General features: G+C 68.0%; 21 protein-coding genes. 10 read left to right on the top strand and 11 right to left on the bottom strand.

Features of this window, described 5'->3' with window-relative positions:
• Positions 1–6 precede the first annotated feature (6 nt).
• Positions 7–246, bottom strand: coding sequence for a hypothetical protein (locus AC1RB9_RS06055; RefSeq protein ID WP_152959661.1), 240 nt, complete (start codon positions 244–246; stop codon positions 7–9).
• 62 nt (positions 247–308) lie between these two features.
• Here AC1RB9_RS06055 and AC1RB9_RS06060 point away from each other — a divergent pair, with 62 nt between their 5' ends.
• Positions 309–1,565, top strand: a complete 1,257-nt coding sequence (locus tag AC1RB9_RS06060) for an aromatic amino acid transport family protein (RefSeq protein WP_003105913.1) — start codon at positions 309–311, stop codon at positions 1,563–1,565.
• Positions 1,566–1,690: 125 nt separating this feature from the next.
• Entirely contained in the window at positions 1,691–2,275 is a 585-nt protein-coding gene (locus AC1RB9_RS06065; protein ID WP_003113820.1) for a DUF2239 family protein, read from the top strand.
• Between the two features lie 13 nt (positions 2,276–2,288).
• Here AC1RB9_RS06065 and mltF read toward each other — a convergent pair whose 3' ends face one another.
• Complete coding sequence (gene mltF, locus AC1RB9_RS06070) at positions 2,289–3,761, bottom strand: membrane-bound lytic murein transglycosylase MltF (protein WP_003104806.1); 1,473 nt, start codon at positions 3,759–3,761, stop codon at positions 2,289–2,291.
• A 286-nt stretch (positions 3,762–4,047) separates the two neighbouring features.
• Between mltF and purL the strand changes: the two genes are divergently transcribed.
• From purL to AC1RB9_RS06085, 3 genes are all read left to right on the top strand, one after another.
• Complete coding sequence (gene purL, locus AC1RB9_RS06075) at positions 4,048–7,944, top strand: phosphoribosylformylglycinamidine synthase (RefSeq protein WP_003104809.1); 3,897 nt, start codon at positions 4,048–4,050, stop codon at positions 7,942–7,944.
• 6 nt (positions 7,945–7,950) lie between these two features.
• Positions 7,951–8,229 (top strand): CDGSH iron-sulfur domain-containing protein, encoded by a 279-nt coding sequence (locus AC1RB9_RS06080; protein ID WP_003113822.1) that lies wholly within the window; start codon positions 7,951–7,953, stop codon positions 8,227–8,229.
• Between the two features lie 179 nt (positions 8,230–8,408).
• The gene (locus tag AC1RB9_RS06085; protein ID WP_003092679.1) at positions 8,409–8,726 is read left to right on the top strand and encodes a YqfO family protein; all 318 of its coding nucleotides are present in this window, start codon (positions 8,409–8,411) and stop codon (positions 8,724–8,726) included.
• Positions 8,727–8,927: 201 nt separating this feature from the next.
• On the opposite strand, the gene nagE is transcribed toward AC1RB9_RS06085, so the two are convergent.
• The 7 genes from nagE to AC1RB9_RS06120 all read right to left on the bottom strand — a co-directional run bounded on the left by nagE (position 8,928) and on the right by AC1RB9_RS06120 (position 17,440).
• Positions 8,928–10,640 carry an N-acetylglucosamine-specific PTS transporter subunit IIBC gene (gene nagE, locus AC1RB9_RS06090; protein ID WP_003104812.1) on the bottom strand — a complete coding sequence of 571 codons (1,713 nt, stop codon included), beginning with the start codon at positions 10,638–10,640 and terminating at the stop codon, positions 8,928–8,930.
• Positions 10,641–10,664: 24 nt separating this feature from the next.
• Entirely contained in the window at positions 10,665–13,193 is a 2,529-nt protein-coding gene (gene ptsP / locus AC1RB9_RS06095) for a phosphoenolpyruvate--protein phosphotransferase (RefSeq protein WP_003143174.1), read from the bottom strand.
• A gap of 16 nt (positions 13,194–13,209) precedes the next feature.
• Positions 13,210–14,232, bottom strand: a complete 1,023-nt coding sequence (locus tag AC1RB9_RS06100) for an SIS domain-containing protein (protein WP_003119309.1) — start codon at positions 14,230–14,232, stop codon at positions 13,210–13,212.
• A complete protein-coding gene (nagA, locus tag AC1RB9_RS06105; RefSeq protein WP_003113826.1) occupies positions 14,229–15,320 on the bottom strand; it encodes an N-acetylglucosamine-6-phosphate deacetylase in 1,092 nt (363 codons plus the stop codon). Before nagA ends, AC1RB9_RS06100 begins: the two co-directional genes overlap by 4 nt.
• A gap of 16 nt (positions 15,321–15,336) precedes the next feature.
• Entirely contained in the window at positions 15,337–16,080 is a 744-nt protein-coding gene (locus AC1RB9_RS06110) for a GntR family transcriptional regulator (RefSeq protein WP_003117452.1), read from the bottom strand.
• Between the two features lie 242 nt (positions 16,081–16,322).
• Positions 16,323–16,823 carry a L,D-transpeptidase family protein gene (locus tag AC1RB9_RS06115; protein WP_003092667.1) on the bottom strand — a complete coding sequence of 167 codons (501 nt, stop codon included), beginning with the start codon at positions 16,821–16,823 and terminating at the stop codon, positions 16,323–16,325.
• Between the two features lie 62 nt (positions 16,824–16,885).
• Entirely contained in the window at positions 16,886–17,440 is a 555-nt protein-coding gene (locus tag AC1RB9_RS06120; RefSeq protein WP_003092665.1) for an NUDIX hydrolase, read from the bottom strand.
• Between the two features lie 140 nt (positions 17,441–17,580).
• Between AC1RB9_RS06120 and AC1RB9_RS06125 the strand changes: the two genes are divergently transcribed.
• The 5 genes from AC1RB9_RS06125 to AC1RB9_RS06145 are packed head-to-tail and all read left to right on the top strand — an operon-like array spanning position 17,581 to position 20,915.
• A complete protein-coding gene (locus tag AC1RB9_RS06125; RefSeq protein ID WP_003092664.1) occupies positions 17,581–18,192 on the top strand; it encodes a CoA pyrophosphatase in 612 nt (203 codons plus the stop codon).
• 37 nt (positions 18,193–18,229) lie between these two features.
• Positions 18,230–18,754, top strand: a complete 525-nt coding sequence (locus tag AC1RB9_RS06130; RefSeq protein ID WP_003092662.1) for a gamma carbonic anhydrase family protein — start codon at positions 18,230–18,232, stop codon at positions 18,752–18,754.
• Positions 18,751–18,945: a DUF1289 domain-containing protein gene (locus AC1RB9_RS06135; protein WP_003092660.1), complete on the top strand. Its 195-nt coding sequence runs from the start codon at positions 18,751–18,753 to the stop codon at positions 18,943–18,945. The genes AC1RB9_RS06130 and AC1RB9_RS06135 overlap by 4 nt, the downstream gene beginning before the upstream one ends.
• 37 nt (positions 18,946–18,982) lie before the next feature.
• Positions 18,983–20,164 carry a formate-dependent phosphoribosylglycinamide formyltransferase gene (gene purT / locus AC1RB9_RS06140; RefSeq protein WP_003092658.1) on the top strand — a complete coding sequence of 394 codons (1,182 nt, stop codon included), beginning with the start codon at positions 18,983–18,985 and terminating at the stop codon, positions 20,162–20,164.
• Between the two features lies 1 nt (position 20,165).
• Positions 20,166–20,915 carry an SGNH/GDSL hydrolase family protein gene (locus AC1RB9_RS06145; protein ID WP_003122122.1) on the top strand — a complete coding sequence of 250 codons (750 nt, stop codon included), beginning with the start codon at positions 20,166–20,168 and terminating at the stop codon, positions 20,913–20,915.
• 7 nt (positions 20,916–20,922) lie between these two features.
• Here AC1RB9_RS06145 and AC1RB9_RS06150 read toward each other — a convergent pair whose 3' ends face one another.
• Positions 20,923–22,236, bottom strand: coding sequence for an MFS transporter (locus tag AC1RB9_RS06150; protein WP_003453702.1), 1,314 nt, complete (start codon positions 22,234–22,236; stop codon positions 20,923–20,925).
• A 303-nt stretch (positions 22,237–22,539) separates the two neighbouring features.
• Complete coding sequence (locus AC1RB9_RS06155) at positions 22,540–23,832, bottom strand: HlyC/CorC family transporter (protein WP_003453700.1); 1,293 nt, start codon at positions 23,830–23,832, stop codon at positions 22,540–22,542.
• Between the last annotated feature and the right edge of the window lie 8 nt (positions 23,833–23,840).

The raw sequence follows: 23,840 nt of genomic DNA on the forward strand, positions 1-23,840 counted from the left end.
CATCAATTATTTATCCGGATATTTCGGACGATCGGCATAGGCGTAAAGTCGTAGTCGCCGCGCGCTTCCTTCGTCGAATTGTGTGATATTTTGCACGGCCGCTTGAGCAAGCGGCCCGCAGGCAATGGCTTCAGGTGAGAGCGAGCCCGCCTGCGGATACCCCCGCCGGACCGCGCAGCCGAAAAGCGCGGCCGGTCCGGAGGCGTCCGCGATTCCCGGCCCTGCATTGTCCTCGAAGAAGGCCATCGGTACGGCGGTCCTGGCCGCCTCCCGCACAATGCCAATTCGAAATGCAGGGAGTTGTTGTCATGAGTGATACCCGGGTCCAGCAGTATCAGGATCACGCCGGGGCGGAAGCCGTCGATTCCTCGGGACTGGAGGTCAAGCGCCTGACGTTCCTCGAGGCGGTGGCGATGATCGTCGGAACCAACATCGGCGCAGGCGTGCTGTCCATGGCCTACGCCAGCCGCAAGGCCGGCTTCATGCCATTGCTGCTCTGGCTGGCGGTGGCCGGCCTGTTCACCACCATTTCCATGCTCTACGTCTCGGAAACCGCCCTGCGCACGCGCACCCACAACCAGTTGAGCGGCCTTGCCCAGCGCTATGTCGGCTCCTTCGGCGCCTGGGCGATCTTCCTGTCCGTAGCGGTCAACAGCATCGGCGCGCTGATCGCCTACATGAGCGGCAGCGGCAAGATCCTCAGCGCCTTCTTCGGTATCAGCCCGGCCCTGGGCAGCGTGCTGTTCTTCATTCCGGCCGCCGGCGTGCTGTACCTGGGGCTGAGCGCCATCGGCAAGGGCGAGAAGTTCATCAGCATCGGCATGGTCAGCATGATCCTGATCCTGGTGGCGGCCACCCTGCTCAACGACAATACCGAGTTCGCCCGTCTGCTCGACGGCGACTGGATCTACATGGTGCCGGTATTCAACATCGCGGTGTTCTGCTTCTCCGCCCAGTACATCGTCCCGGAGATGGCCCGTGGTTTCAGCCACGCCCCGGAGCGCCTGCCGAAGGCGGTGATCACCGGGATGCTGACCACCTTCGTCCTGCTCAGCATCGTGCCGCTCTCGGTGATCGCCCTGACCGGCCTGGAGAACCAGTCCGAAGTCGCCACCCTGGCCTGGGGCAAGGCGCTCGGCGAATGGGCCTTCTTCACCGCCAACACCTTCGCCCTGTGCGCCATGCTGACGTCCTACTGGGGCCTGGGCGGTAGCTTCCTGACCAACATCTTCGACAAGTTCCACAAGCTCGGTCCGGAGAACCGGCCGAAGACCCGCCTGCTGGTGCTGGCGATCGTCGCGCTGCCGCCGTTCGTCCTGGCCTACAGCGGGCTGGTCGGCTTCGTCAACGCGTTGTACTTCGCCGGGGCCTTCAGCGGGGTGATTCTCTCGATCATGCCGATCCTGATGCTGCGCTCGGCGCGTAGGAACGGCGACTTCGAGCCGGCCTGGAAATGCGGCTGGATCGCCCATCCGGCGATCCAGGCGGTGATCGTGACGATCTACCTGGCCAGCGCCGCCTACGCCATTTGTAGCGCCATGAACCTGCTGCCGGCCGGCTGGTAGGTCATCGCTGCCGGAAGAGGCCGCCATAGGGCGGCCTTTTTCATGGGATTTATTTTATCCGGATAATATTGTTGCTCTATTTATATCCGGGTATTATTCGGGCGTTCCATCCATGGGAGCCTGTCATGGCCAATGATCCATACATCCAATCCTTCACCTGCTTCGACGGCACGCGCCGGCTGCTGACGGCGGCGCTGCCGGAGGTCGCGCTGGCCTTGAAGCAAGCGGTCGCCGGCGGTGCAGCCGGACCGCTGCTGGTATTCGACAATGCCACTGGGCGCTCCGTCGATCTCGATATCCGTGGTTCCAGCGAGGACCTGCTGGCGCGCCTGGTCGTCGCAGGCGAGCGGCAACCGGCGGAGGAGGCCGCGCCGCGCGGGCGCGGGCGGCCGAAGCTGGGCGTGGTGGCGCGCGAGGTGACCTTGTTGCCGCGCCACTGGGAATGGCTCGCCGCGCAGCCCGGGGGCGCCTCGGTGGCGCTGCGCAAGCTGGTCGAGGAGGCGCGCCGCAGCCAGTCCGGGCGTGCGCGGCAGGCGCAGGAGCGCGCCTACCATTTCATGAATGCGATGGCCGGCGACCTGCCGGGCTTCGAGGAGGCGACGCGTGCGCTGTTCGCCGGGGATCGCGAGGGCTTCGCCGAGCGGATCGCCGGCTGGCCGACCGATGTGCGCGAGCACGCCGCCTGGCTGGCAAGCGACGGAGAATCCTGAGGGGAGGGGGCGGCTAGAGTTTCTCGTCGCCGCTGTCTTCTTCCGGGCGCGTCTTGTTCACGCCGGGCAGGTGCAACCCGCTCTCGGCGATCTGGCTGCCTTCCATCTGCGGCTGGGTCACCCAGGTGAGGATGTCGTAGTAGCGCCGCACGTTCTGTACGAAGTGCACGGTCTCGCCGCCGCGCGCATAGCCGTAGCGGGTCTTGGCGTACCACTGCTTCTGCGCCAGGCGCGGCAGCATCTTCTTCACGTCCAGCCACTTGTTCGGGTTGAGGCCTTCCTTCTCGGCCATCTTGCGCGCGTCTTCCAGGTGCGCGCCGCCGATGTTGTAGGCGGCCAGGGCGAACCAGCTGCGGTCCGGTTCCTTGATGCTCTCGGGCAGTTCGCTGCGGATCTGCACGAAATACTTGCTGCCGCCCTGGATGCTCTGCTTCGGGTCGAGCCGGTTGGACACCCCCATCGCCTGGGCGGTGCGGTTGGTCAGCATCATCAGGCCGCGCACGCCGGTCTTGGAGGTAGCGCCGGGCTGCCACAGCGATTCCTGGTAGCCGATGGCGGCGAGCAGGCGCCAGTCGGTATCCAGCTGCTTGCCGCTCTGCTTGAAGTGGCTTTCGTAGCGCGGCAGGCGTTGCTGCAGGTGCTGGGCGAAGGTGTAGGCGCCGACGTAGCCGAGTACGTCGACATGCCCGTAGTAACGGTCCTTCAGGCGTTGCAGCAGGCCTTCCTTCTTGGCCTGGTCGAGGAACGCGTTGACCTCGTTCATCAGGCTGTCGTCGTCGCCCCCCGGCAAGGCCCAGGCCAGCCCGCGGGCTTCGCCGAAATCGAAGGCGACGCGGACGTTGGGGAAGTACACCTGGTTCATCGCCAGTTCGTTGGAGTCGACCAGGGTCAGGTCGATGTCGCCGACGTCGACCATGCGCAACAGGTCGACCACTTCGACAGCATCGGATTCTTCGTACTTCAGTTCGGGATACTGCTTCTTCAGCTCGGCGAGCTGCTCCGCGTGGCTGCTGCCCTTGAGCACCATGATGCGCTTGCCGACCAGGTCTTCCGGGCGGGTCGGGCGCTGCTGGCCGTTGCGGTAGATGATCTGCGGGGTTACGTCGAGGTAGGTGTGCGAGTAGCGCACGCTGGCGTCGTCTTCGCGTCCCGGGGTCAGGCCGGCCGCGGCGAGTGCCGGGCCGCCCTCGCGGGAAAGCTGGGCATAGAGGTCGTCGAGGTTGTCGGCGGTCTCGATCTTCAGCTCGACGCCGAGACGCTCGGCGAAGCGCTTGGCCAGTTCGTATTCGAAGCCGGTTTCGCCGTTGCGGTCCTGGAAGTAGGTGGCCGGGCTGTTGCGGGTGATCACGCGCAGTACGCCCTCCTTCTGCACGCGCTCCAGGGCGGTAGGGGCTTTCGCCTCGCTACAGCCCGCAAGCAGCAGAAAGATGCCGGTCGCCAACAGCCAGGCGGCGCAACGTAAGCGGTACGCGGTCAGGGCAAACATCGGCGCAGTATACGCAAAGGCGAGACGGCGCCATATCTCGACAGCCGGGACCTTCTCTGCTATCGCCGGGATACCGTTCGTCCGCCGTTTCGCTTGCCCCGTCGCAGAGCGCTGCGGCGCCGTTCTCGAAGTGTTTCGAAGCGGGCCGCCGCGGATCCGATGGAGGGCTATGCGATAGCCATCGGCGCGGGTGCCGCCGGACGGTGCTTTACGGTAGAATGCACGGCCTCTGCGGGCCGGCCCGGCCGGCCCCCACACCTTCCCGTCTCCAGAGGCTGTTCCGACAATGCTGATCCTGCGCGGCGCTCCCGCCCTTTCCGCTTTCCGCCACGGCAAACTGCTTGAGCAACTGACCCAGCACGTACCTGCCGTTACCGGGCTGTACGCTGAGTTCGCGCATTTCGCCGACGTCACCGGCGCGCTCACCGCCGACGAGGAGCAGGTGCTGGCGCGGCTGCTGAAATACGGCCCGAGCGTGCCGGTGCAGGAGCCCAGCGGACGGCTGTTCCTGGTGGTGCCGCGCTTCGGCACCATCTCGCCGTGGTCGAGCAAGGCCTCCGATATCGCCCGCAACTGCGGCCTGGCGAAGATCGACCGGCTGGAGCGCGGCATTGCCTACTATGTGCAGGGCGAACTGTCCGAGAGCGACGCCCAGCAGGTCGCCGCCCGCCTGCATGACCGCATGACCCAACTGGTGCTGGACCGCCTGGAAGGCGCCGCCGAGCTGTTCAGCCATGCGCAGCCCCGCCCGCTCACCGCCGTCGACGTGCTTGGCGGCGGTCGCGCCGCGCTGGAGAAGGCCAACGTCGAGTTGGGCCTGGCCCTGGCCGAGGACGAGATCGACTACCTGCTGAAGAGCTTCGGTGAACTGGGGCGCAACCCGCACGACGTCGAGCTGATGATGTTCGCCCAGGCCAACTCCGAGCATTGCCGGCACAAGATCTTCAATGCCAGTTGGGACATCGACGGGCAGGCCCAGGACAAGAGCCTGTTCGGCATGATCAAGAACACCTACGAGATGAACCGCGAAGGCGTGCTGTCCGCATACAAGGACAACGCCGCGGTCATCGTCGGCCATGTCGCCGGGCGTTTCTTCCCCGATCCGCAGACCCGCGAATACGCCGCCAGCCGCGAGCCGGTGCAGATCCTGATGAAGGTGGAGACCCACAACCACCCGACCGCCATCGCGCCGTTCCCCGGTGCCTCCACCGGTTCCGGCGGCGAGATCCGCGACGAGGGCGCCACCGGCCGCGGCGCCAAGCCGAAGGCCGGCCTGACCGGCTTCACCGTGTCCAACCTGCAGATCCCCGGTTTCGAACAGCCCTGGGAAGTGCCCTACGGCAAGCCCGAGCGCATCGTCACCGCGCTGGACATCATGATCGAGGGCCCGCTGGGCGGCGCCGCGTTCAACAACGAGTTCGGCCGTCCGGCGCTGACCGGCTACTTCCGTACCTTCGAGCAGAAGATCGCTACCCCTCACGGCGAGGAAGTGCGCGGCTACCACAAGCCGATCATGCTCGCCGGCGGCATGGGCAACATTCGCGACGAACACGTGCAGAAGGGCGAGATCAGCGTCGGCGCCAAGCTCATCGTCCTTGGCGGCCCGGCCATGCTGATCGGCCTGGGCGGCGGCGCCGCCTCTTCGATGGCCACCGGCGCCAGCTCCGCCGACCTCGACTTCGCCTCAGTGCAGCGCGACAACCCGGAAATGGAGCGACGTTGCCAGGAAGTGATCGACCGCTGCTGGCAGCTCGGCGAGCGCAACCCGATCAGCTTCATCCATGACGTCGGTGCCGGCGGCCTGTCCAACGCCCTGCCGGAACTGATCAACGACGGCGGCCGCGGCGGTCGCTTCGAGCTGCGTGCGGTGCCCAACGACGAGCCGGGCATGAGCCCGCTGGAAATCTGGTGCAACGAGTCGCAGGAGCGCTACGTGCTGTCGGTGGACGCCGCCGACTTCGAGACCTTCAAGGCCATCTGCGAGCGCGAGCGCTGCCCGTTCGCGGTGGTCGGCGAGGCCATCGAGCAGCGCCAGCTGACCGTCGCCGACAGCCATTTCGACAACAAGCCGGTGGACATGCCGCTGGAAGTCCTGCTCGGCAAGGCGCCGCGCATGCACCGCGCGGTCACCCGCGAGGCCGAGCTGGGCGACGATTTCGACGCCGCCGGGCTGGAGCTGCAGGAAAGCGTCGAGCGCGTCCTGCGCCATCCCGCCGTGGCCAGCAAGAGCTTCCTGATCACCATCGGCGACCGCACCATCACCGGGCTGGTGGCCCGCGACCAGATGGTCGGGCCCTGGCAGGTGCCGGTGGCCGACTGCGCCGTCACCGCCACCAGCTTCGACGTCTACACCGGCGAGGCCATGGCGATGGGCGAACGTACCCCGCTGGCGCTGCTGGACGCCCCGGCTTCCGGACGCATGGCCATCGGCGAGACGGTCACCAACCTGGCTGCCGCGCGTATCGGCAAGCTGTCCGACATCAAGCTTTCCGCCAACTGGATGGCCGCCGCCGGCCACCCCGGCGAGGACGCGCGCCTGTATGACACGGTCAAGGCCGTGGGCATGGAACTGTGCCCGGAACTGGGCATCACCATCCCGGTAGGCAAGGACTCGATGTCCATGAAGACCCGCTGGCAGGACAATGGCGAGGACAAGAGCGTCACTTCTCCGGTCTCGCTGATCGTCACCGGCTTCGCCCCGGTCGCCGACGTGCGCCAGAGCCTGACCCCGCAACTGCGCCTGGACAAGGGCGAGACCGACCTGATCCTGATCGATCTCGGCCGCGGCAAGAACCGTCTCGGCGGCTCGATCCTGGCCCAGGTCCACGGCAAGCTCGGCCGCGCCGTGCCGGACGTCGACGACGCCGAGGACCTGAAAGCCTTCTTCGCGGTGATCCAGGGACTCAATGCCGACGGCCATATCCTCGCCTACCACGACCGTTCCGACGGCGGCCTGATCACCAGCGTGCTGGAGATGGCCTTCGCCGGTCACTGCGGCGTCGAGCTGAACCTCGATGCCCTGGCCGATAGCCGCGAAGAGCTGGCGGCCGTGTTGTTCAGCGAGGAACTGGGCGCGGTGATCCAGGTTCGCGAGGGCGCCACTCCGGAAGTCCTCGCGCAGTTCAGCGCCGCCGGTCTCGACGACTGCGTGGCGGTGATCGGCCAGCCGGTCAACGGCTACGAGATCAACCTGAACTACAACGGCGAGACCGTCTACAGCGCCCAGCGCCGCATCCTGCAACGCATCTGGAGCGAGACCAGCTACCAGATCCAGCGTCTGCGCGACAACGCCGACTGCGCCGAGCAGGAGTTCGACGCGCTGCTGGACGAAGACAACCCCGGGCTGTCGATCAAGCTCAGCTACGACGTCAACGACGACATCGCCGCGCCCTACATCAAGAAGGGCGTGCGGCCGAAAGTGGCGATCCTCCGCGAGCAGGGCGTCAACGGCCAGGTGGAGATGGCCGCGGCGTTCGACCGCGCCGGCTTCGCCGCGATCGACGTGCACATGAGCGACATCCTCGCCGGGCGGGTCGACCTGGACGCCTTCAAGGGCCTGGTGGCCTGCGGTGGCTTCTCCTACGGCGACGTGCTCGGCGCCGGCGAGGGCTGGGCCAAGTCGATCCTCTTCAACGCCCGCGCCCGCGACGGCTTCCAGGCGTTCTTCGCGCGCAAGGACAGCTTCGCCCTCGGCGTCTGCAACGGCTGCCAGATGATGTCCAACCTGCACGAGCTGATTCCCGGCACCGAGTTCTGGCCGCACTTCGTGCGCAACCGTTCCGAGCAGTTCGAGGCGCGGGTGGCGATGGTCCAGGTGCAGGAGTCGTCGTCGATCTTCCTGCAGGGCATGGCCGGTTCGCGCCTGCCGATCGCCATCGCCCATGGCGAAGGCCATGCGGAGTTCGAGTCGGAGGAAGCGTTGCTCGAGGCCGACCTTTCCGGCTGCGTGTCGCTGCGTTTCGTCGACAACCACGGCAAGGTCACCGAAGCCTACCCGGCCAACCCCAACGGGTCGCCGCGCGGCATCACCGGGCTGAGCAGCCGCGACGGCCGGGTCACCATCATGATGCCGCACCCCGAGCGGGTGTTCCGCGCCGTGCAGAATTCCTGGCGTCCGGACGACTGGCAGGAAGACGGCGGCTGGCTGCGCATGTTCCGCAACGCCCGGGTCTGGGTGGACTGATCCGGCATGGCGGGCGATGCGGACTCCAACTCGTCGCCCGACCTTCTTCCCGAGGTTCGCCGGGTCTCTCCCGGCGACACCTTGCGGCTCTGTACCTGCGGGGCTTCGGCTTCGCTTCCCGATTGTCCCGCCGACTGCCGCAACGGCCTGACGCTCCACGCGACCCGCGAGCGCCTGTTGCTGTTGTGCCGCTGCGGGCGCTCCGCCGACCTGCCGTATTGCGACGGCAGCCATGCGCCTTCCGCCTCCGGGCTGAAGGCCAGGTGGCGGCGTTTCCGCGGCTGAACGTAAATCTGTGAACGCCCGCACGAAGGTGTTGTGACGAGCGAACAAATGTTGCGCTTATCTGTCGTAAAGGCAGCGTCAAATATTCATCATGTCAAGGCAAAGTGCCATTATTTGGCGTCGGCAGTCGCACAACCACCGACCGCCTCGTGCAGCATTCGATTCGTGCGGAGAAAACGATGTACAAGCTGTGTTTCTATGTGCCTGAGAGCCATCTGGATGTCGTCAAGCAAGCGGTGTTCGCCGCGGGTGGCGGGCGCATCGGGGCGTACGACAGTTGCTGCTGGCAGTCCCTTGGCCAGGGCCAGTTCCGGCCCCTGGACGGTAGCCAACCCTACCTGGGCCAGGTCGGCCAGGTCGAGCACGTGGCGGAGTGGAAAGTGGAACTGGTGGTGGCCGACGAGCTCATCCACGCCAGCGTCAAGGCGCTGAAGGCGGCGCATCCCTATGAGACCCCGGCCTACGAAGTCTGGCGCCTGACCGACATGGTCTTCTGAGTTTTCCTCGGACAAGCAAGAAGGGCGGCCAGTTGCCGCCCTTTTCGTTATCCGCCTCACGGGGAGAGCCCGACCCGGGGCTGTGGCGTGGCGCGAACAACCGCTTCGCGATTATCGAACCCGAACGGGGGAGCTGTGGCGTAGGGCGAATAACCGCTTGGCGGTTATCCGCCGATTGGCCGAGGTCCAGCCCTCCTGCCGTCAGCGCCGCAGCAGCGGTTGCAGGGCCTGGCTCAGGGCCGCGGCGCGGGGGCCCACCAGGATATGGCAGATGCCGCCGGCGAGGGAGCTGACGCCCTGTCCGCCGAGACGACGCAGTTGCTCGGTGGCCAGCTTGCGTTCGTCCGCCACGCTGACCCGCAGGCGGGTCAGTGCGACGTCCCGTACCTCGCGCAGGTTGCCGGCGCCGCCGAGGGCGCCGAGCCAGGCCTGGGCTTCGGCGGCGTCGACGGTGGCCTGCATCGCCACCACCTCTTCGGCTGTGTGCGGACTGCCCAGCGGCGGTACGGCTTCGCCCGGTTGCGTATCGAAGGGCAGGGCGCGGCGGATCTCGTCGGCGATGCTGTCGGCCTGTGGGCCGACCACCACCTGCAGGCTGCCGGCCTTGCCCGGACGTACCACGGCCATCGCACCGAGGGCCTTGAGCTGGGCGTCCGAGGCCTTGTCGCGGTCGACCAGGCGCAGACGCAGGCGCGTGGTGCAGGCGTCCACCACTTCGAGGTTGGCTGCGCCACCCAGGGCGCGGATGAATGCCGGGGCGCGCTCGGCTTCGGCGTTGTCGCCCGATTCGCTGCTCGCGTCGTCTTCCCGGCCCGGGGTCTTCAGGTTGAAGCGGCGGATGCAGAAGTCGAACACCAGGTAATAGATGCCGGCATAGAGCAGGCCCAGCGGCCAGAGCATCCAGCCGTGGGTGGAACGGCCCCAGCCCAGGGCGAGGTCGATGGCGCCACCGGAGAAGGTGAAGCCGAGGCGGATGTCGAGCAGGTCGGTGAGGGCCATGGACAGGCCGGTGAGCAGCGCATGCAGCAGGTAGAGCAGCGGCGCGAGGAACATGAAGGCGAACTCCACCGGCTCGGTGACGCCGGTGAGGAAGGCGGTCAAGGCCATCGACAGGAGCAGCCCGCCGATCAGCTTGCGCCGCTCCGGACGGGCGTTGCGGTACATCGCCAGGCAGGCGGCGGGCAGGCCGAACATCATCACCGGGAACATCCCGGCCATGAACTGGCCGCCCTTCGGGTCGCCGGCGAAATAGCGCGCCAGGTCACCGGTGACGACGCGCCCGGTTTCCGGGTCGGTGAAGCTGCCGAAGACGAACCACACCAGGTTGTTGAGGATGTGGTGCAACCCGGTGACGATCAGCAGGCGGTTCAGCACGCCGAAGGCGAAGGCGCCGAAGCTGCCGCTTTCCAGCATGAGTTGGCCGAGGCCGTTGATGCCCTGTTGCAGCGGTGGCCAGATCACCCCGAACAGCAGGCCCAGGCAGACCGCGCTGATCCCGGTGGCGATCGGCACGAAGCGGCGGCCGCCGAAGAACGCCAGGTATTCCGGCAGCTTCACGTCCTTGAAGCGGTTATACAGGGCGCCAGCCACCAGGCCGCTGATGATGCCGGAGAGCACGCCCATGTCGATGCCCGGATCGATCACCTTGAGCACCGAGATCATCACCAGGTAGCCGATGGCGCCGGCGAGGCCGGCGGTGCCATTGTTGTCGCGAGCGAAACCGACGGCGATGCCGATGGCGAAGATCAGCGCCAGGTTGGCGAAGATCGCCTTGCCGGCGTCGTGGACCAGCGGAATGTCGAGCAGGTCGACGTCGCCCAGGCGCAGCAGCAGGCCGGCGATCGGCAGGATCGCGATCGGCAGCATCAGGGCGCGGCCCAGGCGTTGCAGGCTTTCGATCAGGAACGGGGGCATGGCGGTGGTCTCCGATTGTTCTTGTCAGGCCAGCGGCCAGTGTTGCAGGCAGGCGTCGCGCACCGCCCGGGCGCTGCCCAGGTCCAGTAGCGCCTGGGCGTGGCGGCGGCATTCAGCGGCGTCGAGCTGGCGCACCCGGGTCTTGATCTCGCCGACCAGGTTCGGCCCGACGGACAATTCCTCGACCCCGAGGCCGACCAGTACCGGTGTCGCCAGCGGGTCCGAGGCCAGCGCACCGCAGACGCCGACCCAGCGGCCGTGGCGGGCTGCTCCGGCGCAGGTCTGGGCGATCAGCCGCAGCAGCGCCGGGTGCAGGGCGTCGATGCGGTCGGCCAGGCCGGCGTGGCAACGGTCCATGGCCAGGGCGTACTGCGACAGGTCGTTGGTGCCGATGGAGAGGAAGTCGGCGTGTTCGGCCAGTTGATCGGCGAGCAGGGCGGCGGAGGGCACTTCGATCATCACCCCGAGTTCGGGCAGGCGCTCGATCCCCAACTGCGTGGCCAGCTCGCCGAGGCGGCGACGGATGGCGCGCAGTTCGTCGACCTCGCTGACCATCGGCAGCAGTATCCGGCAGCGTTCCAGTGGTTCGACCCTCAGCAGCGCGCGCAACTGCTGGTCGAGCAGCTCCGGGCGCGCCTGGCCGAGGCGGATGCCGCGCAGGCCCAGTGCTGGGTTTTCTTCCACCGGCAGCGGCAGGTAGTCGAGGTGCTTGTCGCCGCCGACATCGATGGTGCGGATGATCACCTTGCGCTGGCCCATGGCGTCCAGGACCTCCTGGTAGGCGTTGCGCTGCTCCTCTTCGTCGGGCGCGGCGCGGCGCTCGAGGAAGAGAAACTCGGTGCGTAGCAGGCCGACCCCGTCGGCGCCGTTGGCGAAGGCTTCGGCGGCCTCGCGCGGCGAGGCGACGTTGGCGCCGATCTCGATGCGCCGGCCGTCGCGGGTGAGCGCCTCGCGCTGCGCATCGGCCTGCTGGCGGCGGTGTTGTTCTTCGCGCTGCGCCACTTGCAAGGCGACCTGCTCCAGGCGTCGAGCGTCGGGGCTGAGTTCCAGCCGGCCCTGGCCGGCGTCCAGTACTACCTGCCGGCCTTCCTCCAGCTCCAGCAGCCCGGCGCCGAGCGCCACCAGGCACGGCAGGCCCTTGCTACGGGCGAGGATGGCCACGTGGGAGGTGGCGCCGCCTTCGGCCATGCACAGGCCAGCCGCGCCGGCATCCACCAGCGGCGCGAGGTCGGAGGGGGTGATCTCCCGGGCGGCGACGATGGCCCCAGCAGGCACCCGCAACGGTGCGGTGTCGCCGAGCAGCACCCGCAGCACGCGTTTTTCCAGGTCGCGCAGGTCGTTGGCGCGCTCGGCCAGCAGCAGGTTGCCCAGCGCCTGGAGAATCTCGCACTGGGCCTGAATCGCCCGGTGCCAGGCGTGGGCGGCGCCGACGCCCTGGTCGATCAGCATGTCGGCGGCGTCCAGCAGACCCGGGTCTTCCAGCAGCGCGAGATGCGCGGAAAAGATCGCCGCTTCGTTCTCGTCGCCGCCGAGCCTGGCCTGCTGCAGGCTCCCCTGTACGTCGTCGCGCACCCGTTGCAGGGCCTGGTCCAGGGCGAGGTGCTGTTCCTCGGGACGATGCCGGCCGTCATCCGCCGGCAGGCTGATGGCGCCGAGCCGCGCCAGGGGACCGCTGGCCAGGCCGGGCGAAGCGCAGACGCCGGCCAGGGTACCGGCGACAGCCGCAGGTCGCGCCGGCTCGCCCGGGGCGATGGCGCGCGGGGCCTCCTTCGGAGCCCCCGCGGTGGCGCTGGCGAGGGCCGCGAGCAGGGCGTCGAGGGCCGCCTCGCTGTCTTCGCCGCGACAGATCACCTCTACCTCGTCCTGTTCGGCGACCCCCAGGCCCATGATGCCGACCAGGCTGTCGACGCTGGCCACCTGCCCGGCGAAGTGCAGTTCGGCCTGGCTGGAAAAGCCCTGCGCGGTCTTCCGTAGCAGCGCTGCCGGGCGTGCGTGCAGACCGCCATGATGGGCGACCCGCGCCCGCCCGCGGACCTGGCGCTGCGCGGAGCCTTCGCCAGGCGCGGGATTGGCCGGACGTTGCTCGGCCTTCTCCGGACTCAGTTGCAGGAGCGGCGCGCCGACCTCCACCGGGTTGGTGGTCAGCGGGCGTACCTGGAAGCCGTCGCCGTTGGTCAGGATCATCACCGTGATCAGACTGCGGCTGCCGCGGGCGACGCGGTCCAGGTCGAAGCGCAGCAGCGGCTGGCCCTCGATCACCCGCGCACCTTCCTCGACCAGCGCCTCGAAGCCTTCGCCTTGCAGCTGTACGGTATCGAGGCCGACGTGCAGCAGCAGCTCGGCACCGTTGTCGGCGCGCAGGCTGAGCGCGTGGCGGGTTCGCGCCAGGTGGCTGACCAGCCCGGCGCAGGGCGCGTGCAGGCAGTCGTTGAGTGGGTCGATGGCGATGCCTTCGCCCAGGGTGCCGCTGGAAAACACCGGGTCGGGTACTCGGTTGAGCGGCATCACGGGGCCGCTCAGGGGCGCTTTGAGGGCGAGATTCTTGTTGTTCATGGGCGCGCGCTCAGGCTCAGTGGGTTCGGGTGACTTTGCTCAGGTGCCGTGGCTGGTCCGGGTCCATGCCGCGGGCTTCGGCCAGGCCGGCGGCCATGACGTAGAAGCTCTGGATCGCCAGGATCGGATCGAGCGCCGGATGCGCGGCGCGCTGCAGCGGCAGGTCGCGTTCGGCGATGTCGTCCGGGGCGGCGAGCAATACCTGCGCACCGCGTTGGCGCATATCCTCGGCGAGCGCCAGCAGGCCTTCCTGCTCCGGGCCGCGGGGAGCGAACACCAGCAGCGGATAGCGCTCCTCGACCAGCGCCATCGGTCCATGGCGGACCTCGGCGCTGCTGAAGGCCTCGGCCTGGATCGCCGAGGTTTCCTTGAATTTCAGCGCGGCCTCCTGGGCGATGGCGTAGCCGGCGCCGCGACCGATCACCATCAGCCGCTGGCAGTCGCGCAGGGCCTCGATGGCCGGCGACCAGTCGAGCCTGGCGGCCTGCTCCAGCCCGGCCGCCAGGCCCTGGCCGGCGGCCAGCAGGGCATTGTCGCGCTGCCAGTGGGCGAGCAGGCGGGCGCTGGCGCTGAGCGTGGCGATGAAGCTCTTGGTCGCTGCGACGCTGCGCTCGGTGCCGGCGCAGAGCGGCACGACGAATTCGCTGGCGGCTTCCAGCGGCGAATCTTCGGCATTCACCAGGGCGATGCCCAGGGCGCCGCGTTCGCGCAGGATGCGCAGGCTGTCCACGAGATCGGGGCTCTGTCCTGACTGCGAGAAAGCGAAGACGGCCTGCCCGGCGACACGCAGCGGCGAGCGGTTCAGGGTCACTACCGACATGGGCAGCGAGGCCACCGGCAAGCCGGCGTGCTGCATGGCCAGGTAGGCGAAGTAGCTGGCGGCATGGTCGGAGCTGCCGCGCGCGACGGTCAGCGCCAGGTTCGGATCGACCTCCCGCAGGCGCTGGCCAAGCGCCGGCAGGCAAGCGTCGAGCACGGCCAGTTGACGGCTCGCCACCGCGGCGGCGGAGAGCGCTTCCTCGAGCATCAGCGAAGTCATTCGAGTTCTCCTTCCACCATCACGGCGTCGAGTTCCAGGGAGCGATCCAGGCGCACCACATCGGCCCAGGCTGCGGGCGCCAGGCGGCCGCGCTCGGCGAGGCCGAGGTAATCGGCGGGGAATTGCGAAAGGCGTTGCGAGGCTTCGGCCAGGGGCAGGCCGATCTTCACCAGGTTGCGCAGCGCCTGGTCCATGGTCAGGGTGCTGCCGGCCAGGGTGCCGTCGGGCAGGCGCACGCCGCCCAGGCACTTGGTCACCGTGTGGCTGCCGAGCTTGTACTGGCCGTCGGGCATGCCGGCGGCGGCGGTGGAGTCGGTCACGCAGTACAGGCACGGGATCGAACGCAGGGCCACCCTGATGGCGCCGGGATGGACATGCAGCAGGTCGGGGATCAGCTCGGCGTAGCGTGCGTGGGCCAGGGCCGCGCCGACGATACCCGGTTCGCGGTGGTGCAGGCCAGTCATCGCGTTGTAGAGGTGGGTGAAGCTGCTGGCGCCGGCTTCCAGTGCGGCCACGCCGTCCTCGTAGCTGCCCAGGGTATGGCCGATCTGCAGGCGTACGCCGCGCTCGGCGAGGGCGCGGATCAGCGGCCGGTGTCCGGCGATCTCGGGGGCGATGGTGATCACCCGGATCGGCGCGCGGCGCAGGTAGTCCTCGACTTCCTCGAGCACCGCGGCATGGGCGAAGTTGGGCTGCGCGCCGAGCTTGCCGGAGTTGATGTAGGGGCCTTCCAGGTGCACGCCGAGTATCCGTGAACCGCCCTCCAGCGAGCGGCGGCAGTAAGCGCCGAGCTGGCTGAGGATGTCGGCGATCTCCTCGCGCGGTGCGGTCATGGTGGTGGCCAGCAGCGAGGTCGTGCCGAAGCGCCGGTGGGTGCGGGCGATGGTGGCGAAGGCGTCGCCGCCTTCCATGATGTCGCGGCCGCCGCCGCCGTGCACATGCAGGTCGATGAAGCCTGGCAGCAGGTACGGATCGGCGTTGCCGGCCGGATCGCAGGGCTCGCCTTCGATCCGCTGGATACGCCCGTCCTGGATGTGTAGGCGGCCGAGGACCCAGCCTTGCGGGGTGAGAATGTTGCCTTCGAGCATGGCGGCTCCGTGTCGGTCAGCGTCGCAGTTCGGCGACGAAGTCGTAGTAGTCGTTGCGGCAGTAGGTGTCGGTCAGCTCGATCGGGGTGTTGTCCTCGAGGTAGCCGATCCGGGTCATCAGCAGCATCGCGGTGCCCGGCGCGATGCCGACCAACGCGGCATCGGACGCGGACGCGTTGATCGCGCGCACGTGCTGGAGGGCGCGGACCACCGGGCGACCGATGCCGTCCAGGTATTCGTAGAGGGAATCGCCGACCGCTGTCGGGTCCGGCAGCAGGCGCGCCGGCAGGGTGCTGTTCTCGATCGCCATCACTGTGCCGTCGGCCTTGCGCAGGCGCTTCATGCGCGTGACCTTCTCGGTCGGCGAGAGGCCGAGGCGGATCAGTTCGTCGTGGGTGGGCAGGGCGATGCCGCGCTCCAGCCAGGTGGAGCCGGGGGTGAAGCCTTTCAGGCGGAGCATCTCGCTGAAGCTGGAGAGACGCGACAACGGTTGTTCGAGACGCGGCGTAATGAAGGTGCCGGAGCCCTGGTTGCGGCGGATCAGGCCCTGCTCGAAGAGTACTTCGAGGGCCTTGCGCGCGGTGACGCGGGAAATGTTCAGGGTTTCGCTGAGGTTGCGTTCGGAGGGCAGCGCTTCCTCCGCTTTCCACTGGCCGGCATGGATCGCGCTCTCGAGATTGCGCGCCAGCTGCAGATAGAGGGGGGTGGGTTGCGCCTCGTCGGGACGCAGGGCCAGGAGCAGGTCGTGGGCTGTCTTCATGAGAGGTTCCGATGCGGATTGTGTTGTTGTCGCCCGGTAATGCTGGGAAAGCTAATACCACTTGAATACCACGTCAATGCCAGTTGTGCGTCGCGCACGCGTCAGCCAGCCGTCCCGTCGATTGACTCGGCCTGAGTAAGGGATGCAAGGGTTTGACGGATAAAAGAAAACGCCGCCGGAAAATCTCGCGGCGGCGTTCCTGGCGTGGCTGACGGCTGACGAGTGGTATCAGCCTGGTTCTGTCAGGGGCGGATCTCGATCAGCGTGCCGTCTTTCACCACGCTCCAGACTTCGCGCATGTCGGTGTTGTTCATGGCGATACAGCCATTGGTCCAGTCCAGGGTGGAGAAGTACCACTCCGGGTATTCGTCATCCAGCGGGGTGCCGTGGATCATGATCATGCCACCGGCCGGCAGGCCCTTTTCCCGGGCCTTGGCCACGTCGCGGGCGTTGGGGTAGGAAATGTGCATGGAGAGGTTGTAGTTGTTGCTGGTCTTGCGCCAGTCGATCCAGTAGAAGCCTTCCGGGGTGCGGTTGTCGCCTTCGGCCAGCTTCGGGCCGGTCGGGCGCTTGCCCAGCGAGACACGGTAGCTTTTCAGGACGTTGCCTTTGTTGAGGAGCAGCAGTTTTCGCTCGGACTTGAGCACCAGGACCTTGTCCACCTTGCCTTCCAGGCTCGGCGCGGCATTGGCCTGGGTCAGACTGGCGAAGGTCAAGCACAGCAAAGCAAGCAACCAGCGCATGGAAGTGAAATCCCCGATGTTCCCTTGAGCCGCAACGGCGGCGGTGTTCGAGTGTTTGGCGTTCAGTCTTTCTTATAGGAAGCCAGCATAGGTGCAATGGCTTCGTTGCGCACCGGGAAGCAGCCTTCGCGGCGGTCGCTGAAGTAGCATTCTAAGGTACGGCCGATGGTCGGAAAAGCCAGCTCCGACCAGGGAATCTCCGCTTCGTCGAAAAGCCGCACCTCCAGGCTTTCATCGCCGGCGGAGAAATCCAGGTCGAGCAGCTCGGCGCGGAAGAACAGGTAGACCTGGCTGATGTGCGGCAGGTCGAAAAGGGTATAGAGCTGCAGGTCACCGATCCGCGCGTTGGCTTCTTCCTCTGTCTCGCGGGCCGCCGCCTGGGCGAGGGTCTCGCCGTTCTCCATGAAGCCGGCCGGCAGCGTCCAGTAGCCCAGGCGCGGCGCAATGGCGCGACGGCAGAGCAGGACCTGGCCGTCCCACACCGGCAGGCTGCCGGCGACGATACGCGGGTTCTGGTAGTGCACGGTGTGGCAGGCGTCGCAGACGTAGCGCAGGCGGTTGTCGCCGTCCGGGATGCGCTGGACCACCGTGGCGCCGCACAGGCTGCAGAATTTCATGCCAGGTTCTTCTTCGGGGAAAGGCCTATCTTGCTCGGCTGGCCGGGAGGCGACAAGGCCCCGTGCGGGAGGGGTGGGCTGGCCGGGGCTTTCGTGCCATGATCTCGGGGAAACGACAAGACCTCGGAAACCCCGGCAGTATGAACTGCACGCTCGACGAGCTGCGCCAACGCATCGAGGCGCACCGCCCCCGCCAACTGGATACCGACCAGCGCTTCCCCCAAGCGGCCGTGCTGGTGCCCATCACCCGCAGCGACGATCCGGAGCTGGTGCTGACCCTGCGCGCCGCCGGTTTGTCCACCCATGGCGGCGAGGTCGCCTTCCCCGGCGGGCGGCGCGACCCGGAAGATGCCGACCTGGTGCGCACCGCCCTGCGCGAGGCGGAGGAGGAGATCGCCTTGCCGCCGGGCCTGGTGGAAGTGGTCGGGCCGCTGAGCACCCTGGTCTCGCGGCATGGCATCGAGGTCACTCCCTATGTCGCCTTCATTCCCGACTTCGTCGAGTACCAGCCCAACGACGGCGAGATCGCCGCGGTGTTCAACGTGCCGCTGAGTTTCTTTCGCGACGACCCGCGCGAGGTCACCCACCGTATCGACTACTTCGGCCGCAGCTGGTACGTGCCCAGCTATCGCTTCGGCGAGTTCAAGATCTGGGGCCTGACGGCCATCATGGTGGTGGAGCTGGTCAACCTGCTGTACGACGACCCCATCGACCTGCACACGCCGCCGGCTTCGTTCATCAAACTGAGTTGACCGACGGGGCGCAGACCCCGGCCATGAGGAGATCGCGATGAAATACCGCCTGGGCGATGCCCGCGTCGAAACCCATCCCGACAGCTGGATCGCGCCCAGCGCAGCGGTGATCGGCAAGGTTCGCCTGGATGCCGGCGCCAGCGTCTGGTTTGGCGCGGTGCTGCGCGGCGACAACGAGCTGATCCATATCGGCGAGCACAGCAACGTCCAGGACGGCTCGGTGATGCACACCGACATGGGCTATCCGCTGACCCTCGGCAAGGGCGTCACCGTCGGCCACAACGCCATGCTGCATGGTTGCAGCGTGGGCGACTACAGCCTGGTGGGGATCAACGCGGTGATCCTCAATGGGGCGAAGATCGGCAAGTACTGCATCATCGGCGCCAACGCGCTGATTCCCGAGGGCAAGGAGATTCCCGACGGCTCGCTGGTGATGGGCTCGCCGGGCAAGGTAGTGCGCGAGCTGAGCGAGCCGCAGAAGAAAATGCTCGAGGCCAGCGCCGCCCACTATGTGCACAATGCCCGCCGTTACGCCCGCGACCTCGTCGAGGACCCGGCGTGAACGAGCGACCGGTGGCTTCGCCCTGCGTGCATGTCTGCGCGCTGGACGAGCAGGACATCTGTATCGGCTGCCAGCGCACGGCGGCCGAGATCACCCGCTGGGGCCTGATGAGCAACGACGAGCGCCGCGAGGTGCTCGGTCGCTGTTTCGAGCGCGCCAAGGCGCAAGGGCTGGTCAGCGGTTCCGCCTGAAGCGGATTCCGTTTTCTTTCATTTCCGAGGTTCTTCCATGACCCGTATCGGTACCCCCCTGTCGCCGAGCGCGACCCGCGTCCTTCTCTGTGGCTCCGGCGAGCTGGGCAAGGAAGTCGCCATCGAGCTGCAACGCCTGGGTTGCGAAGTGATCGCCGTCGATCGCTATGGCAACGCGCCGGCCATGCAGGTGGCACATCGCAGCCACGTGATCAGCATGCTCGACGGCGCCGCCCTGCGCGCGGTGATCGAGCAGGAGAAGCCGCACTACATCGTGCCGGAGATCGAGGCCATCGCCACCGCGACCCTGGTCGAGCTGGAGGCCGAAGGCTACACCGTGGTGCCCACCGCCCGCGCCGCGCAACTGACCATGAACCGCGAGGGTATCCGCCGGCTGGCTGCCGAGGAGCTCGGCTTGCCGACCTCGCCCTATCACTTCGCCGATACCTTCGAGGACTACCGCCGTGGCGTCGAGCGCGTCGGCTACCCCTGCGTGGTGAAGCCGATCATGAGTTCGTCGGGCAAGGGCCAGAGCGTCCTGAAAGGCCCCGACGACCTGCAGGCGGCCTGGGACTATGCCCAGGAAGGCGGGCGCGCCGGCAAGGGCCGGGTGATCGTCGAGGGCTTCATCGATTTCGACTACGAAATCACCCTGCTCACCGTGCGCCACGTCGACGGCACCACTTTCTGCGCGCCGATCGGTCACCGCCAGGTCAAGGGCGACTACCACGAGTCCTGGCAGCCGCAGGCGATGAGCGCGCAGGCCCTGGCCGAGTCCGAGCGGGTCGCCCGGGCAGTGACCGAGGCCCTCGGCGGACGCGGGCTGTTCGGCGTCGAACTGTTCGTCAAGGGCGACCAGGTGTGGTTCAGCGAGGTGTCGCCGCGTCCGCACGATACCGGCCTGGTGACCCTGATTTCCCAGGATCTTTCCGAGTTCGCGCTGCACGCGCGGGCGATCCTCGGCCTGCCGATCCCGGTGATCCGCCAGCTCGGCCCGTCGGCCTCGGCGGTGATCCTGGTGGAAGGCAAGTCCCGGCAGGTCGCTTTCGCCAACCTCGGTGCCGCGCTGAGCGAGGCGGATACGGCGCTACGCCTGTTCGGCAAGCCGGAAGTGGATGGCCAGCGGCGGATGGGCGTGGCCCTGGCGCGCGACGAGTCGATCGACGCCGCCCGCGCCAAGGCGACCCGGGCCGCCCAGGCGGTTCGCGTCGAACTCTGAGATGCGCCGGCTGGCAACGCTGGCCTGGTGGGCGGCGGCTCTGCCGTTGCTGCCGCTGGCGGTGCCGCTGGCTATCCGCACCCGCCGCCGAGCCTTGCGCCTGGCGCCCGCGGCGGGACCTCGCGAAGGGCTGGTCGGTGGGTCCGGTGCCGAAGAGCCGCTGCGCTTGCTGTTGTTCGGTGAGTCGACAGTGGCCGGGGTCGGCGCCAGTTGCCTGGACTACGCCCTGGCCGGCCGCCTGGCCGCGGCGCTGGGCGAGCGTCTGCGGCGCCCGGTGGCCTGGCAGGCGCTGGGCGAGAACGGTATCACCAGCGGCGAGGCGCGCGAACGCTTGCTACCGCAGGTGGCGGGACGTTTCTTCGACCAGGTGATCCTGGTCTTCGGCGTCAATGACACCACCAGCCTGCGCTCCCTCGAACGCTGGCGCGCCGACTGCGCGGCCCTGATCGACGGCTTCCAGGCGGCCGGCGCGCAGGTGACCTGCACCGCGGTGCCGCCGCTGCAGCATTTTTCCGCCTTGCCCGGGTTGCTGCGGGCCCTGCTGGGGTGGCGCGGGCGGCTGCTCGACGAGGCGCTGTGCGATCTCGCTGGCGCGACCGGCGCCGGCTACTGCCCGATCTCGCTGGACCTGCTTCCGGGCTACCTGGCCATCGACGGCTTTCATCCGTCGCAGCTGGGCTACCAGGTCTGGGCCGGGGCCCTCGCCGACTGGTTGGCGGCGAGGGAGAAGGGCGGCGTCGCGGTAGTCTGAGCGAGACTCAGGACACTGCGCCGAGGTCGTTGTCGCGGGTTTCCTTCAGGCACAGCACCGCCAGCAGGCTGAGCAGCGCCGCTGCGGAGACGTAGCCGCCGACCCAGCCCAGGCCGCCGATGCCGACCAGCTTCTGGGCGATATAGGGCGCCACCGAGGCGCCGAGAATGCCGCCCAGGTTGTAGGCCGCCGACGCGCCGGTGTAGCGCACGTGGGTGGGGAATATTTCCGGCAGCAGCGCGCCCATCGGGGCGAAGGTGACCCCCATCAGGAACAGCTCGATGCAGAGGAACAGGGCGACGCTGAACGTCGAGCCCTGGCTGAGCAGCGGCTCCATGGCGAAGCCGGAGGCGATCGCCGCCAGGCTGCCGAGCAGCAGTACCGGCTTGCGTCCGAAGCGGTCGCTGAGCCAGGCCGACAGCGGCGTGGCGGCGGCCATGAAGAGCACCGCGAGGCACAGCAGACCAAGGAACTCCTCGCGGCTGAAGCCGAGTCTGGCCACCCCGTAGCTCAGCGAGAACACCGTGGAGATATAGAACAGCGCATAACACACCACCATCGCCAGGGCGCCGAGCAGGGTCGGCCGCCAGTGCTGGGCGAACAGCTCGGCGATCGGCAGGCGGACCCTCTCGTGCTTGGCCATGGCCTTGGCGAACACCGGGGTTTCCGCCAGCTTCAGGCGTACGTAGAGGCCGACCACAACCAGCGCCGCGCTGAGCAGGAACGGGATCCGCCAGCCCCACTCACGGAACTGCTCCTCGCTGAGCAGCATCGCCAGGGCCAGGAACAGGCCGTTGGCGGCGAGGAAGCCGATCGACGGGCCGAGCTGGGGAAACATGCCGAACCAGGCGCGCTTGCCGGCCGGCGCGTTCTCCGTGGCCAGCAGCGCGGCGCCGCCCCACTCGCCGCCGAGGCCGAGGCCCTGGCCGAAGCGCAGCACGCAGAGCAGCAACGGCGCCCAGTAGCCGATGCTGTCGTAGCCGGGGAGGACGCCGATCAGGGTGGTGGACACCCCCATCAGCAGCAGCGAGGCGACCAGGGTTGACTTGCGCCCGATGCGGTCGCCGAAGTGGCCGAACAGCGCCGAGCCCAGCGGACGGGCGAGGAAGGCGATGCCGAAGGTGAGGAAGGCGCTGAGCATCTGCGCGGTGCCGGATGTCTGCGGGAAGAATACCGGACCGATCACCAGGGCGGCGGCAGTGGCATAGACGTAGAAATCGTAGAACTCGATGGCGGTGCCGATGAAGCTGGCGACTGCGACCCGGGTGGTCGAGTTGGCCGGTTCCGGAGCGGCGTCGGCGGCGAGGGTGGCGGCGGTCATGGTGGGAAGGTCCCTGGCAGTCGGGGCACGACGGAGTGCTTCCGTGCGGCCGGATGGTTATGGCCAGTGCGCCGATGCGGCGGCGCGGCGCCCGGGTGGGGCGGACGAGATCGGTCGCGCAGGGAGGATGGGGCTGCGCGCCGTGCGCCGGCTGGTACCGTCGGCATCGGGGCCGGGCGGGCAGGCGGGACTGGCGGGTGACTGGCCGGGGCTCGGGCTGCGGGTAGCGGCGGAACCGGCGGCAGGGCTGGATAAGCTGGGGTCGATTATAGAGCGCCGCGGGGCCGGTTCGGCAATCCCGGATCAGACGCTGGCGTCGCTTTCGACCAGCGGGGTCAGCGCGCGGGGATGCCAGGCGCGCACGCTTTTCACACGGTTTTCCGCCGACTGCTGGATTTCCAGGCAGTAGGGGCCGATGCGCAGGCACACCGCGCAATCGGGGATCTGCTCCAGGGCTTCGGTGACCAGGCCGTTGAGGGTCTTCGGGCCGTCGCAGGGCAATTGCCAGCCAAGCGACTTGTTCAGCTCGCGCAGGTTGGCGCTGCCGTCGATGACGAAGCTGCCGTCCTCCTGGGCCTGGATATCCGGGTTGTCGAGGCTGTCGAGGTCGTTGAAGTCGCCGACGATCTCTTCGAGGATGTCCTCCAGCGTGACGATGCCGATCACCTCGCCATATTCGTCGACCACCACGCCGATACGGCGCTTCTCCTTCTGGAAGTTCACCAACTGGGTCGACAGCGGCGTGCTTTCCGGCACGAAATACGGCTCCATGCAGGCCTGGCGGAGATTCTCCTTGGTCAGGCGGCCCTGGGTCAGCAGGCGCGCGATCTGGCGCATGTGCACGACCCCTTCGATCTGGTTGACGTCGTCGCGGTAGACCGGCAGGCGGGTGTGGCTGGTGGTGCGCAACTGCTCGACGATGACCTCGAGTTCGTCGTCGAGGTCGATGCCTTCGATTTCGTTGCGCGGGATCATCAGGTCGTTGACCGTGACCTTCTCCAGGTCCAGCAGGCCGAGCAGCATGTCATGCCGGTTGACCTCGCTGGCCTGGGGGTTGTCGGCCGGATGCAGGGCCTCTTCGTCGCGGCTGCGTCCGCTGTCGTCCTGTTCCGCCGCGGCGACGCCGAGCAGGCGCAGCAGCGCGTTGCTCAGCAGGGTCAGTAGCCACAGCAGGGGCCAGCACAGGCGCTGCAGGATCAGGAGCGGCAGGCTGAGCGGCAGGGCGACGCGTTCCGAGCGAAGGGCGCCGTAGCGGCGCGGCAGCAGGGCGCCGAACAGCAGCAGGAGCAGGGTCATGCCGGGGATGGCGACGGCCAGGCCGATGACGCCCCAGTGGTGCAGCGCGGCCCAACTGGCCAGGGCGGCGGCGCTGACGTTGACCAGGGTGCGGCCGAACAACAGGGTGCCGCGCAGGCGGTCGTCGTGCAGCAGCAGCCAACTGCTGCGCCGGGCCCCGCGCAGGCCTTGCTTGGCCTGTAGGCGCAGGCGGTAACGGTCGAGGTTGAGCAGGGCGGTCTCGACGCAGGAGAAGAACGCCGAGCAGGCGACCAGGAGAACCAGCAGGCCGACCAGGTACCCGGGGTGCAGTTCATCCATGAAGGAGG

This window comes from Pseudomonas sp. 20-5, from assembly GCF_056782835.1.

Coding starts and splice junctions, on each gene's coding strand:
- AC1RB9_RS06155 (WP_003453700.1), bottom strand. CDS start 23,832: ATGGATGAACTGCACCCCGGGTACCTGGTCGGCCTGCTGGTTCTCCTG.
- AC1RB9_RS06130 (WP_003092662.1), top strand. CDS start 18,230: ATGAAATACCGCCTGGGCGATGCCCGCGTCGAAACCCATCCCGACAGC.
- AC1RB9_RS06110 (WP_003117452.1), bottom strand. CDS start 16,080: ATGAAGACAGCCCACGACCTGCTCCTGGCCCTGCGTCCCGACGAGGCG.
- nagA (WP_003113826.1), bottom strand. CDS start 15,320: ATGCTCGAAGGCAACATTCTCACCCCGCAAGGCTGGGTCCTCGGCCGC.
- AC1RB9_RS06065 (WP_003113820.1), top strand. CDS start 1,691: ATGGCCAATGATCCATACATCCAATCCTTCACCTGCTTCGACGGCACG.
- nagE (WP_003104812.1), bottom strand. CDS start 10,640: ATGCCCCCGTTCCTGATCGAAAGCCTGCAACGCCTGGGCCGCGCCCTG.
- ptsP (WP_003143174.1), bottom strand. CDS start 13,193: ATGAACAACAAGAATCTCGCCCTCAAAGCGCCCCTGAGCGGCCCCGTG.
- AC1RB9_RS06080 (WP_003113822.1), top strand. CDS start 7,951: ATGGCGGGCGATGCGGACTCCAACTCGTCGCCCGACCTTCTTCCCGAG.
- AC1RB9_RS06100 (WP_003119309.1), bottom strand. CDS start 14,232: ATGACTTCGCTGATGCTCGAGGAAGCGCTCTCCGCCGCCGCGGTGGCG.
- AC1RB9_RS06150 (WP_003453702.1), bottom strand. CDS start 22,236: ATGACCGCCGCCACCCTCGCCGCCGACGCCGCTCCGGAACCGGCCAAC.
- AC1RB9_RS06060 (WP_003105913.1), top strand. CDS start 309: ATGAGTGATACCCGGGTCCAGCAGTATCAGGATCACGCCGGGGCGGAA.
- purL (WP_003104809.1), top strand. CDS start 4,048: ATGCTGATCCTGCGCGGCGCTCCCGCCCTTTCCGCTTTCCGCCACGGC.
- AC1RB9_RS06115 (WP_003092667.1), bottom strand. CDS start 16,823: ATGCGCTGGTTGCTTGCTTTGCTGTGCTTGACCTTCGCCAGTCTGACC.
- AC1RB9_RS06125 (WP_003092664.1), top strand. CDS start 17,581: ATGAACTGCACGCTCGACGAGCTGCGCCAACGCATCGAGGCGCACCGC.
- purT (WP_003092658.1), top strand. CDS start 18,983: ATGACCCGTATCGGTACCCCCCTGTCGCCGAGCGCGACCCGCGTCCTT.
- mltF (WP_003104806.1), bottom strand. CDS start 3,761: ATGTTTGCCCTGACCGCGTACCGCTTACGTTGCGCCGCCTGGCTGTTG.
- AC1RB9_RS06085 (WP_003092679.1), top strand. CDS start 8,409: ATGTACAAGCTGTGTTTCTATGTGCCTGAGAGCCATCTGGATGTCGTC.
- AC1RB9_RS06055 (WP_152959661.1), bottom strand. CDS start 246: ATGGCCTTCTTCGAGGACAATGCAGGGCCGGGAATCGCGGACGCCTCC.
- AC1RB9_RS06145 (WP_003122122.1), top strand. CDS start 20,166: ATGCGCCGGCTGGCAACGCTGGCCTGGTGGGCGGCGGCTCTGCCGTTG.
- AC1RB9_RS06120 (WP_003092665.1), bottom strand. CDS start 17,440: ATGAAATTCTGCAGCCTGTGCGGCGCCACGGTGGTCCAGCGCATCCCG.